The 12343-nt window shown below is 69.5% G+C and carries 11 protein-coding genes; 3 read left to right on the top strand and 8 right to left on the bottom strand.

The annotated features are described in order from the left end of the window. Both VKA86_11375 and VKA86_11380 read right to left on the bottom strand, forming a co-directional pair. On the bottom strand, positions 1–554 hold a 554-nt coding region (locus VKA86_11375), incomplete at its 3' end, for a hypothetical protein (GenBank protein ID HKK71810.1). Continuing rightward, complete coding sequence (locus VKA86_11380) at positions 551–1543, bottom strand: ATP-binding cassette domain-containing protein (protein HKK71811.1); 993 nt, start codon at positions 1541–1543, stop codon at positions 551–553. The genes VKA86_11375 and VKA86_11380, both read right to left, overlap by 4 nt. A 163-nt stretch (positions 1544–1706) precedes the next feature. Here VKA86_11380 and VKA86_11385 point away from each other — a divergent pair, with 163 nt between their 5' ends. After that, complete coding sequence (locus VKA86_11385; protein ID HKK71812.1) at positions 1707–2957, top strand: DUF819 family protein; 1251 nt, start codon at positions 1707–1709, stop codon at positions 2955–2957. A 72-nt stretch (positions 2958–3029) separates the two neighbouring features. Here VKA86_11385 and VKA86_11390 read toward each other — a convergent pair whose 3' ends face one another. From VKA86_11390 to mqnC, 5 genes are all read right to left on the bottom strand, one after another. Beyond that, positions 3030–3809, bottom strand: a complete 780-nt coding sequence (locus VKA86_11390) for a hypothetical protein (GenBank protein ID HKK71813.1) — start codon at positions 3807–3809, stop codon at positions 3030–3032. 127 nt (positions 3810–3936) lie between these two features. Further along, positions 3937–5397 carry an HDOD domain-containing protein gene (locus VKA86_11395; protein HKK71814.1) on the bottom strand — a complete coding sequence of 487 codons (1461 nt, stop codon included), beginning with the start codon at positions 5395–5397 and terminating at the stop codon, positions 3937–3939. Between the two features lie 190 nt (positions 5398–5587). Further along, positions 5588–6601: a hypothetical protein gene (locus VKA86_11400; protein ID HKK71815.1), complete on the bottom strand. Its 1014-nt coding sequence runs from the start codon at positions 6599–6601 to the stop codon at positions 5588–5590. Positions 6602–7418: 817 nt separating this feature from the next. After that, entirely contained in the window at positions 7419–8483 is a 1065-nt protein-coding gene (locus VKA86_11405; GenBank protein HKK71816.1) for a serine hydrolase domain-containing protein, read from the bottom strand. 95 nt (positions 8484–8578) lie between these two features. Next, positions 8579–9703: a cyclic dehypoxanthinyl futalosine synthase gene (mqnC, locus tag VKA86_11410; protein HKK71817.1), complete on the bottom strand. Its 1125-nt coding sequence runs from the start codon at positions 9701–9703 to the stop codon at positions 8579–8581. 266 nt (positions 9704–9969) lie between these two features. On the opposite strand from mqnC, the gene VKA86_11415 reads away from it, so the two are divergent. Further along, on the top strand, positions 9970–10770 hold the full coding sequence (locus tag VKA86_11415) for a DUF1043 family protein (protein ID HKK71818.1): 801 nt from the start codon (positions 9970–9972) through the stop codon (positions 10768–10770). Between the two features lie 302 nt (positions 10771–11072). Further along, positions 11073–11693 (top strand): hypothetical protein, encoded by a 621-nt coding sequence (locus tag VKA86_11420; GenBank protein ID HKK71819.1) that lies wholly within the window; start codon positions 11073–11075, stop codon positions 11691–11693. Between the two features lie 112 nt (positions 11694–11805). On the opposite strand, the gene VKA86_11425 is transcribed toward VKA86_11420, so the two are convergent. Next, positions 11806–12343, bottom strand: a 538-nt coding sequence (locus VKA86_11425; protein ID HKK71820.1) for a glycosyltransferase family 4 protein, incomplete at its 5' end; no start/stop codon positions are given.

A 12343-nucleotide genomic window follows, 5' to 3' on the forward strand; every position in this document is an offset into this window, starting at 1 on the left:
CTGAAGCCGATGAACAGGGCCATGAACATGACACCGAGCGCGATGCCGGCGGTGAACACACTGGTACGTCCGTCGCGGCGCGGTGCGTCGCCCACGGTGACGGTGCGCAACTCGGGGGGTTGCGTGAGCGAACGAAGCTGCGCGGCGTCGAGCCCCAGCTGGCCCGCGCGTTCCTGCACGAGCAGGCCGGCGAATCGCGCACCGACCAGATCGGTCCAACGGCGTTCGCGACGCACCCGCAGCTCCCAGGTGCCGTCGTCGGCCTCCAGCAGCGCGGCGTCGATCGCCTCGACCGCGAGCAGCGAATCGACGTCGGTGGCGGAGCCCGGTTCGAAGTGCACACCCGAGAGGGTCACACCCTCGGCGGGCAGTACGGTGAGCCCACCGACCACCCGGACCGTGCGCGCGTCGTCGCCCAGCCCGGTGACGAACTCGCCGAAGGAACCGCCCGCACCGAACATCACCGCGAAGATCAGCGCGCCCACGATCAGGTCCCGCGCCTTGGCGAAGCGCAGGAACTCCCAGCGCGTCACGGCCCACACCCGCGCGTTCATTCGGCGGCCTCCCGTGGGTCGTCTTCGTCGAGCCCGGACCGTCCCACGGTGCGCAGGAAGATCTCGTGCAGGCGCTCGGCGGAACTGCTGACGTCGCGCACGCTCCATCGACCCGTCAGTGCATGCAGGACGGCACCGACCTCGACGTCTGGGTCGAGCCGCAGCGACCACGCGCCACCGCCCGTGGCCTCGGCCTGCTCGACGCCGGCCACGGACTCCAGTTCATGCGCATCGACCGCACCGCCGATCCCGACCGCCAACCGGGCCCCGCTGCGCGTGCTCCGGCGGATCTCCGGCAGAGCGCCACGGAGCACGACCCTGCCCTGGTCCATCAGCACGAGGCGGTCGGCGAGCTGCTCCACCAGGTCCATCTGATGCGCGCTCAGCAGCACCGTGGTCCCGCGGTCGCGCAGCGCGCGGATCTCCTCGACGAAGCGCTGCTGGTTGACCGGATCGAAGCCGCTGAAGGGCTCGTCGAGCACGGCCAGTCGCGGCTGGTGCAGCACCGCGGCCAGGAACTGCACCTTCTGCTGGTTGCCCTTGCTCAGACGATCGACCCGCTCGTCGCCGCGGTCGCCCAGTCCGAAGCGCTCGAGCTCCTCGGCCGCCCGCGCCCGCGCCCGGCCGCGGTCCATCCCGCGCAGCACCGCGAAGTGCTCGAGCGTTCGGCGCACCGGAACGTCGCGGATCAGGCCGCGGTCCTCGGGCAGATAGCCCAGGTCACCGGCGGCCGGCCGCGCGACCGCACGACCGTCGACGTGGAAGGTGATCGTCCCCGCGTCCGGACGCAGGATCCCCACGAGCATGCGGACCGTGGTGGTCTTGCCGGCGCCGTTGGGGCCGAGCAGGGCCAGGACCTCTCCGCGGCGCAGATCCAGGTCGACGGCGTCGACGGCCAGGGTGCTCCGGAAGCGTTTGGTGATCGCGCGTGCCTCGACCAGACACACGCCGTCGGAGGACGGGGGCGCGACTCCGTCGGGCGGGGCCATGGGGCTCCTCGAGTGGGGGGAACCGAAGACCTACGAAAGCTGTCCGGGCCGGGTTGCGCACCCCGATCACGGGTGGGACGGCGCCTCGGCCGTATGTTAGCATCCGCGACCGGCCTGCGCCCGACTTCGTGTCCCGATCCGATCCTGACCGCTGGAGTCGTCCATGGAGCACTCGTCCGCGCTGATCACCAACGATGCCGTCGTGCTCGGCATGCTCATGGTGATCCTCACCTTCGTCTTCCGCACCGCGCACAGCAGCCATCCGACGTGGAAGAAGTTCTACACCTACGTGCCCAGTCTGCTGCTGTGCTACTTCATCCCGTCGTTGCTCAGCACCTTCGGGGTCGTGGACGGCGACGAGAGCAACCTGTACTTCGTGGCATCACGCTATCTGTTGCCGACGAGTCTGGTGCTGCTCACCCTGAGCATCGACATCCCCGCGATCCTGCGGCTGGGGCCCAAGGCGCTCACCATGTTCTTCACCGGGACCTTCGGCATCGTGATCGGCGGACCGCTCGCGATCCTGATCGTCGCGACCTTCAGCCCCGAGACCGTGGGCATGGGGACCGACGACGTGTGGCGCGGTCTGACCACCGTGGCCGGTAGCTGGATCGGCGGCGGCGCGAACCAGACGGCCATGAAGGAGGTCTTCCGGGTTCCCGACGACGTGTTCAGCGCCCTGGTGGCGGTCGACGTGATCGTGGCCAACATCTGGATGGCCATGCTGCTGTACGCCGCCGGTCGCTCGAAGGCGATCGACGCGAGCATCGGGGCCGACAACTCGGCGATCGAGGATCTCAAGCACCGCGTGGCCGACTACCAGGCCTCGATCGCGCGCATCCCCACCCTGACCGACCTCGTGACCGTGCTCGGTGTGGGCTTCGGCGTGACCGCCATCGCGCACTTTCTCGGCGACATCATCGCCCCCGCCCTGCTCGAGGCCGCGCCGCAGCTCCAGCGCTTCAGCCTGACCAGCAAGTTCTTCTGGCTCGTGGTGATCGCGACCACCGCCGGCCTGATCATGAGCACCCACTCGAAGAGCCGCGAACTCGAGGGCGTGGGCGCGAGCCGCATGGGCAGCGCCATGCTCTACGTCCTGGTCGCGTCGATCGGCATGAAGATGGACCTCACCGCGATCTTCGAGCGCACCGGGCTGTTCCTGGTCGGCCTGATCTGGATCTCCATCCACGCCGGTCTGCTGATCCTGATGGCCCGCGTGATCAAGGCACCGGTGTTCTTCCTGGCCGTCGGCTCACAGGCGAACGTGGGCGGCGCGGCCAGCGCCCCGATCGTGGCCAGTGCCTTCCACCCGGCACTGGCGCCGGTGGGCGTGTTGCTGGCGGTGTTCGGCTACGCAGTCGGGACCTACGCGGCGTGGTTCTGCGGGATCCTGATGCAGACGGTGGCGTCGTAGGAGACGGCCGCGTCCGTGGCGGAACTTCCCCCGGTGCACCTGGGGAAGTTCCGCGCGGGAACCCGCGCGGACCTACTCTCCCCACCACTCCAGGGCTTCGGCCCGCCGGCGGCGCAGGTCCTCCGCCGCCACCTGATCCCACTGCGGCGGCAACTCCCAGGCCCAGGTGGGGTCGTCACGCAGGGCCTCCACGTCGGTCAGCACCCGCGCCTTGCCCATGAACGCGGCCGCCAGGCGATCGGCATCGACGTGCAGACGCGCCGTGCGCCCGGAGAAGCCGTCGAGTCCATCGGCGCGGGTGATCCGGCCGGGCAGGACGACCTCCAGCGAGACGTCCAGCCCCTCGATCACCGGGCGGATCCGCTGGCGGATCGCCGCCAGCAGATCGTCGGACAGGCTCACGCCGGTCATGCCGATCCGCCGGGGTGACGGCAGAGGGAGGGGATCGTCCAGGTACACGAGGAAACCCGGGCGCAGGCCGATGCGCCCGCGGTCGAGTCCGGCGTCGAAACCCAGCGCCTCGATCGTGCGGCCATCCTGGCGGCCCAGGAAACGCACGGCGCCGATGTCGTCGAAGAAGACCTCGCTGCGCCAGCGGCGTTCCCCGTCGGCCTCGACGATCCGCGGCCGCGACCACGCGACGAAGCCGGGGTCGGTGAAGCGGGCCAGCTGATCGGGCGTACGGAATCCCTCGAGGGGATCGCCGAACATCGGCGGCCACTGGGCGACCTCGTAGCCGAGGTCGAGCGCGATGCTGCCGGAGCCGTCGGGGAGCACGGTCAGACGCGCGGTGCCGTCGACACAGCCACTCAGGGTCGACACCAGCAGGGCCGCCACGATCGTCCGGGTCACGCGCACGGAATCACCACCGCTTCGGGGGTCGGCCCGGGAGATCGCCCGGGCCATGGGTCCACGGCCCCAGCCGTCCGCCCAAGGTGCGCGACGCCTCTGCGCTCCGCCAGTGGAGCGTCACCGGGAATCAGGCCTTCACCAGCGCCGAGTGGAGCACCAGACCGATCTGCGCGGCCAGGCCGTTCAACTCCTGCGCCGATTCGAACGCACAGTCGGCCCCATCGGGGCCGTGGTCGGCGAAGAGGACGGCGGCCACGCCCTCCGGCGAGACCACGGGCGCACAGGCGAAGCCGCAGGTCTTCGTCCGTTCGAGCAGCGCCTCGCCGGCCTGCCCCTCGTAGGCCTCGCTCCGCGCGGCCGGGACATGGAACGGGCGCCTCTGCAGTGCGCACAGCGCCACCGCACCGGTGTCGTGGCGCAGGGGAAGCGTGAGCCGGACGACGGGATCGTCCATCCCCGCGCCCTGCCAGATCATCGGCCGCAGTTCGTGACGGTCGTGGTTCACGCGGAACAGGATCACGCGCTCCAGACCGAGCACCTGCACCACGCCGTCGAGGATCTCGCGCAGCAGGTCCTTGGGCCGCCGCCCCGAGGCCACCCCGGTGCCGATGGCGCGGTACAATTCGAGCTGGCGCGCGGTGCGCTCGGCCTTCTCCTCTTCGCTCATGGGCGGGGCGACACTGGCGCTGCCCTCGGCATTGACCAGGACACCGAACGACCGCAGATCGCCCATCGACAAGTCGACGGCCGAGGCGAGCTGCGAGATCTCCTGATCGATCTCCTGGTAGAGTTCGTCGATCTGCGCCAGCGGAATCCCCAGGGTCTTCCCCGCACGGTTCAGCACCTTCATCTCGCGCGCCTGGGATTCGTCGGAGAACGTGAAACGGCTCATCGCGTCGGCGTAGATGATCGTCGCGATCTGCGGATCGAGCTGACGCGGCGGATGCAGCGGGTCGAAGTCGTGGTGATCGCCGATCACGGTCTGGATGCTGGTGGGCAGCTTCCACCGCGCGGCGAGCCGACGGCCCGCACGATCGTGACTCATGCCGAAGTGCTTGCGTTCGGCGTCGATCGTGTGCACGCCGCGTTCGATCTCGTCGAGCACCTGATCGTAGGCCGCCGGCGAGCACTCGATCAAGACGACCTTGCCCACGTCGTGGATCAGTGCGGTGACGAACGCCTCCTCGGGCGGCATGCGCCCGCTGGCCTCGGCCAGACGCTGCGCGAAGGCCGCGGCGATCAACGAGTGCTGCGTCACCTGCAGCAGATGCGGCGAACGCGACAGCTTGCTCATCATGTCGAACACGCTCAGACCCAGCGCGAGCTTGCGCACCGTCTCGAAGCCCAGCGCGATCACCGCCCGCCGCACGGTGGTGACCTTCTCGCGCCCGCGTCGCTGGTACATGGCGCTGTTGACCATGCGGAGCACGCGCATCGTGAGCGACTGGTCACGGAGGATCACCTGAGCGAGGTCGTCCGCACTGCTGCGGTCGTCGGTGGCCACCTTCTGGATCTGCAACAGCGTGTGCGGCAGGATCGGCAGCTCACCGATGGTCTCGATCTGCGCCAGGACGTCGGCCGAGTTCATACGCGCACCCCGGATGCGGACAGCGGCTTCGCGACCCCGGGCGGTGGTCCGGGGCCTGCCCGGGGATCGGCGGATCCGGCGATGGACTTGAGCGCGGCCGTCGGAGGGGAGCGGAGCCGGGGCGCGGTCGCGCGCACGCGGTCGCGCGCACGCGGTCCGGGCGTGCGGACGGGGCGGCGCGCCGTGGTGCTCAGTCGTGGCGGCGTTCGGGGTCGTCCGGGGCGTCGCCTTCGCCGGGATCCGCCTCGTCGGACGGCTGGCCTTCGGGTCCCGGCTGCTCGCGACGCGGCTCGTCGTCGTGTGGAGGCTCGTCGTGCGGAGGCTCGTCGTGCGTCGGTTCCTCGTGCAGACCGTCGTGCGTGGGTTCCTCGGCCTCGACGTCGGCGTCCTCCACGGGCGGCTCGGGATGTGGCAGGTCGTCGCCGTCCGTCTCCGTGGCGTCGTCGACGGTTTCGGGTGGTGGTTCGTGGGCTGGTCCCGGCTCGGGGCGCGGCCCTTCTTCCTCGCCGCTCTCCGAGGTGGCTGCTTCCGCGGGGGAAGTGGGGTCCGTCGTCGATGCGCCTCCGGTCGCCGCACTTCCACCGGCCGAACCAGCGGCCGCACCGGAACCCTCCGTCCCCACCGTCTCCGACCACCGCGGGCTCGCTCCCCCCGGGCCTTCGGGTTCGACCTTCTCGGGGAACTCCTCGCGGTCGCGGCGCGCCTGATGCTGCTGGAAGAGCATCCACGCCCCGCCCGCGATCAGGCCGAGCGGCACGATCACCTTGAGGACCAGGCCGAGCAGATCGAACACGATCTCGAGCAGGCCGACGAAGATTCCCAATGTGAAGAAGTACAGGACGGCCGCGCCGGCGATGGCCATCCAGCCGGGAACCATGGCGTCGCGGCGCCGCGGGTCGACCCTCGCCATGGCCAGCAGCCCGAGGCCGGGCGCGGCGAGGAAGAAGGGCCAATGGTCCTGCATGGACAGACCGGCTGTGATCAGCAGCAGGAAGGCACCGATCAGGATCAGCGTGGTCCCGGTGAACACCTGGCCCGAGTCGGCACGCTTGCGGCGATAGTCGAAGAGGACGATCGCGCCGATGACGACCACGGCCAGCGGCCACAGCCACTTCAGGGGGGTGACCCCGAGCTCGCCGAGCAGCATCAGTAGACCGATGCCGACCAGCGCCGCTCCCATCACGCGATTGCCGTGGTCGCCCATGTCGTCCGTCCTCGCCGTTGGCGGATGCAGACCGTCGTATCGGGTCCGACGCAGCCCGGCCATCCGGGGTTCCCCGAGCTTCGCACCACCGTCCTCCAGTGTACAGCCCCGCCGGAGCTTCGGCTCGCGAACGTGCAAAGGCCCTCCGCACCGTGTGCAGAGGGCCTTTGCGACCGTGAAGAACCATGTAGTCGTTCGTCCACGCCTGCGGCGCACTCGAGGCCGCATTCAGAGTATCGGACCCGGGTCCTCCGGACTTGAGCGAAAAATCGCCCTCGCCACGAAAAAAGTGCGGCGGCCCCTGCCGTGGAGCCGCCGCACCCCTCTCTCACTCACTCCCGGCGGCGTCGCTCCGCTCGACCCGGCGCGGCGCCGTCCCATCCATCCCCGGTGCGTGGTTCCCACCCCACGCGCAACGCCGGACCCTCGACCGGCGGGGGGATCGATCCGGTGCGCCCCTCGATTCCGCGGGCAGGTCGGCAGGCGCCGACGTCTGCTGCGGAAGGGCCCGGAGCCTCGTCGCGACGGAGCTCGGGGCCGGTCACAGGGTCACCGCGTTCGGGCCGTCGATCGCCCGGGGAACCCGATCTGCAATCGGGAATCGACTCCTGGCGACGGCCGCGTGTCCTCCCCTGGGGACGGCAAAGGGTCGGAGGTCCCCCGGCGATCCGGGTGGGTCCCCAGCGGGGACCTCCTAACCTTTGTCTTTCCAAGCACTTCCGGAGCCTTGTCGAGTACGGTCGGAAGAGGTTCCTTCAGCGCGGGTACGGACGGAGATCGACCACTGCTCCTTTCGTGCCAGAAGGGCGGGGTGGCCTCAGCCGGCCGTGTCGAGGATCGAGACGACCTTCGAGCGCACGACCCATCGTTGCAACGACTCGGCGTTGCCGAGAACGACGATCCCCCGCCCTCGGTCGGGCCACAGGGTCAGAAGGGCGCGGATGCCGTCGACGGACCCGGCGTGCCGCACGGTCCACTCGTCGCTACCGGTCTCGATCTGCCAGCCCAGGCCCTGATCGACACCCGGCCAGTCGGTCGTCGCCGCGGACTCGAACATCGCATCCCAGTGCCGTGCCGACGCCAGACGCGGAGACCGGCCGAGGACTGCCTCCATCCAGCGGGTCAGGTCCACGACACTCGCCCGCAGGCCCTCGCTCGGCGCCGCGTCCGGATCCGCCGGCAGGGCGACCGCTCTTCGACCGCCGCCGAACCAGCAGCCGACGTGGCCGTCCACGACACTCGGCACGGTCGTGTCGAACGTCGAGTGTTCCATCCCGGCCGGCTCGAGGACACGGCGTCGCGCCACGGCTGCGAAGGGCTCACCCGCGATTCGCTCGACCACCCGGCCGAGCAGGTCGAAGTTCGCGTCGGCGTAGGACCAGACCTTCGTGCCCGTCGAGACCTTCCCGGAGAGCACTGCATCCGGTCCGTCGCCATCGCGCAGTCCCGAGCGATGCGTCAGCAGCTCCCGCGGTGTGATCCGCACTCCTTCGAATCCGAACTCCGACAGCGGAGCGTCGAGCGCCAGGCGCCCGTCGTCGACGAGCTGCAGCACCACCAGCGTGGTGAACAACTTCGAGATCGACGCCGCGGGGAAGGGCGTATCCGGTCGTAGCGCTGTCGCAGGCTCGAGCGTCGCCACGCCGAAGCTGCGCACGTAGGCCATGGCCCCCTCCTCGACCACACCGACGGCGAGACCCGGAATGCCCTGCTCGGATCGAACCGTGAGGAGTTCGCGATCGAGTTCCTCGACCACCGCAGGGTCGAGCGTGGTCGAACCGCGCGGGTCGGTCACGGGTGGCAGGCCGTCGGGGCAGACGCAGCCCACCGTCGCAACCCCGACGGCGGCAGCCGCCACGAGGCGGCGGACGACACGATTCATGGAATCCTCGCAGGATCGGGAGTCGGTACGGAAGACGGACTCCGGCCCCGACGTGTGACAGCTCCGGCTCGGTCGATTCGAACGCGAGCGACCGCCTACGCCGCCTGAAGGACGTTGTAGGAGTTGTCGCGCTGGGCGGGCTCGAATCCGGCGTCGCGGATCAGGTCCTTCATCTGGTCGAGGCTCAGACGGAAGGCCACGCCGGCTTCGCTGACGACGTTCTCCTCCATCATCACGCTGCCGAGATCGTTCGCGCCCCAGAACAACGACATCTGGCCGACCTTCCGCCCCTGGGTGACCCAGCTCGACTGGAAGTTGTCGACGTTGTTCAGGGCCAGTCGGCAGATGGCGAGCATGCGAAGGTACTCCAGGCTGCCCTTCGACGGCGCGGTCGGGATCTCCGCGAGCTGCTCGGGGTTGTTCTCGGTGAGCGGCGTGAAGCCCGGCTGGAAGGTCCAGGGGATGAAGGCCGTGTAGCCGCCCGTCCTCGCCTGGCTCTCGCGCACGCGCAGCAGGTGCTCCACGCGCTCGGGCAGGGTCTCGATGTGCCCGAACATCATGGTGGCACTGGTCTTCATGCCCAGTTCGTGGGCCTCTTCCATGATCCGGATCCAGCCCGCGGCATCGACCTTGGTCTTGGCCAGGGCCGTCCGCACACGGTCGTTCAGGATCTCCGCGCCGCCACCGGGCACGCTGTCCAGCCCGGCTGCCTGCAGCTCCTTCAGCACGACCGAGGTCGGCATCTTCCAGATCTTCGCGAAGTGCGCGATCTCGCTCGGGCTGAAGCCGTGGATGTGGACGGGGTAGCGCTCCTTGATCGAGCGCAGCATGCCCTGGTACCAGTCGAGCTGCAGGTTCGGGTGGTGGCCACCCTGCAGCAAAAGCTGCGTCCCGCCGATCGCGAGCAGTTCCTCGATCTTCTCGTGGATCTGCTCGTACTCGAGCACGTAGTGGTCGTCGTCGGTCTTGTGCCGGTAGAACGCGCAGAACGTGCAGTTCACGTAGCACACGTTCGAGTAGTTGATGTTGCGGTCGACCACGTAGGTGACCTTGTCCGGCGGGCACCGGTGCAGGCGCAGCGCGTGGGCCGCGCGGCCGAGCGCGTGGACGTCGGCCTCCTCCATGAGCATGAGGATCTCGCCGCCGGGCAGGGCTTCGCCCTCGACGGCGCGGACGAGGATGTCGTTGATCTCGGGATCGTGGCTGTAGGTCGTGCTCATGGGACCGGTGCTCGGGGGAATCGCCGCAGGCGTTCAGGATCGCCAAGAAGGGGTTCGGGCGCAACGGCTTCGCGGATGAGGGCTGTTCGCCGGTCGGACAGGTGTTCTCCGGGACGGGCACATCGGGACGGTGCCTGCGGCCTCGCCCGGTTCTTCGTCGAAACCACGCCCCCCTGTCACCGAACCACGGCAGGGGTTGCGCAATGCCTTAGGATGTTCCGCAGCATCTCGTCTCATCACCTCGGAAGCGAAAGTGAGCATTGGGTATGGATTTGTTGGTCACCGCGGCGATCGCCCTCGTCGCGGGCATCGGTGTCGGCATCCTGGTCTCCGGCCGCCTGGACCGGCCGAACAAGCGTACGCGGATCCTCGAGGCCGACCTCGACTCGACCCGGACGGAGCTGGCGTCGTACCGGCAGTCGGCCCTCGCCCAGTTCACGCAGACGGCCGAGAGGTTCAAGGACCTCAACGACGCCTACGTGGCTCTCCACCGTCAGCTCGCCGAGAGTGCCCACCGCCTCTGTGGTACCGAGATCGGTCGACTGCTCGAGGAGCCCCGGACCGAGGGCCAGCTCGCCGCGGACGAGGCATCGACCGGCCAGGACGCGGACGGCGGAGTCGGAGAGACCGTCCACAGGGGCGCGATCCCCTGGTCGGAATCGGTCGCGGGGACGGCGGCCGGAGCGGATGCAGCGGGCTCCGCGTCCGAGGAGGCCAGTGCCGCGGGCCGCGGGTCGGACGAAGCGACGGACGAAGCCTCCCGGTCCGACGGTGCCCTGGCCGAGGACTCCGGATCCGCGCCGAGCGAGGACACGGGACAGGACGCCTCGTCCGGAACGGAGGAACCCCCGAGGACTCCCGAGAGCGGCGCGGCGGCCGCCGGAGGCAACGGCGACGGCGACGCTGCCGAAACGAACGAGGACGGCGAGCGGCCCCTGACCCGGACCGAAGCCTTCCGTGCTGCGCGGGCGGAACGCGCCGCGGCCACAGCCAGCGGTGAACCCCGGAGTGACGATGCTCGCTCGGACGACGGGGGGGCGTCGGAGAACCGCGGAGCCGCTGCCTGAGGTCCGGTCTCGGCGGGCCGTGGGGTCGCACGGCCTGCAGAGTCCCGCGATCGGAAATCGCACGAAATACTTTGTTCGGCAGCCGAACATAGTGTAGGGTCCTGGGGTCGGGCATCCGACCCGGTCCCCAAGGCCGGCGAGTCCCGGACCGCTCCGTGGGCTTCACCGCCCCGGGCGCGACGGCTCGCGGGTCCATCCTCGTCGGTGCCCGATCCCGTGGACTCCTGGGCGCTGCTCGCGTCGCGTGCAGGACTCCGATTTTCCGAAAGCAACAACTCAGCGTCCGTGCTGAGGAGGTTCTCATGCATTTGAGCAAGATGTTGATCGTCGCACTCGCGGCATTCGCCCTGATCGCAGCCCCGGCGCAGGCCGACCCCCTCGACCTGTCGGTCAATGGTGGATTCGAGACCGGAACCTTCGACGGTTGGGAACTCTTCCCCACCGGCCCGGATCAGTTCACGATCGTCACGCCCGGTTCCGACAGTGACAACGCGGGCTGCATCGACAACACGGTGCCCGCGTCGGCGGCGCTGATGAAGAACGCCAACATCGGGATCGGCGTCGTCGAGCCGAACCAGATGGTCACGATCTCCTTCGACGCCCGTGGCGAGTTCGGCCCGGGTGGCGTCGCCTTCGCCGAGTTCTTCTCCGAGCTCGACGGCGGCGGAGTGTCCGCCTCCGAGATCCTGGGCGGCGCTCCCCTGGCCCTCGACCCGGATCCCTCGGTCTGGAAGTCGTTCTCGTTCACGGCCGTCACCGGCCCCGACGTCTCGGGCGGCGTGACCCTGCAGCTCACGGCCACCACGGCTGCGGACGGGGCGAGCTTCGCGAACGTCTGCTACGACAACATCCGGGTGATCGTGGAGGTCCCCGTCTCGTCCGACGAGTCGAGCTGGGGAATCGTCAAGGGTCTGTACCGCTGACCCGACACGGAACTGCAACAGGAAATGGAGCCCCGGGCCGCACGGCCCGGGGCTCCGTCGTTCCGGCCGGAACGGGCGGAACGGGCGGCGGCCTGAGTGCGGGCGATCCGGATCAGAACGCGCTCTCCGCCCGGGCGCACACAGTGGCGAACCGACGACTGATGTCGTCCCAGTCGTACACCTCGCGGACGCGCGCCTCGGCCGCGGTTCCCCATGCACGGGCCTCTTCGGGGTCGTCCAGCAGCCGTTGGAGGTGGGACCCCAGCTCGTCCACCCGCCCCGGCGCGAAGGCCAGACCGGCGTCACCGATGGTCTCGAGATTCTCGGGGATCCCCTGCACGATCACCGGCCGGCCGTAGCCCATGGCCGTGAGCAGCACCGGACTGGTGCCCTCGACCTCCGACGGTTGCACGTAGATTGCACAGTGGCGCATGAGCTGAGCGAACTCGTCGTCGAAGCGGTAGCCGGCGAAGAGGACGCGCTCGTCGGCCTGCGCGCGCAAGCGCTCGACGTACGGCCGATCGTAGGGATTGTCGCCGACGATCACCAGCCTCCGCTCGGTGCGGAGGTCACGGAAGGCCTCGACCAGGTGGTGGACGCCCTTCTCCGGGGTGAGTCGGCCGACGAAGAGCAAGTAGCCGTTCTCTTGG

The sequence above is a fragment of the Candidatus Krumholzibacteriia bacterium genome (assembly GCA_035268685.1).
GTDB lineage: Bacteria > Krumholzibacteriota > Krumholzibacteriia > JAJRXK01 > JAJRXK01 > JAJRXK01.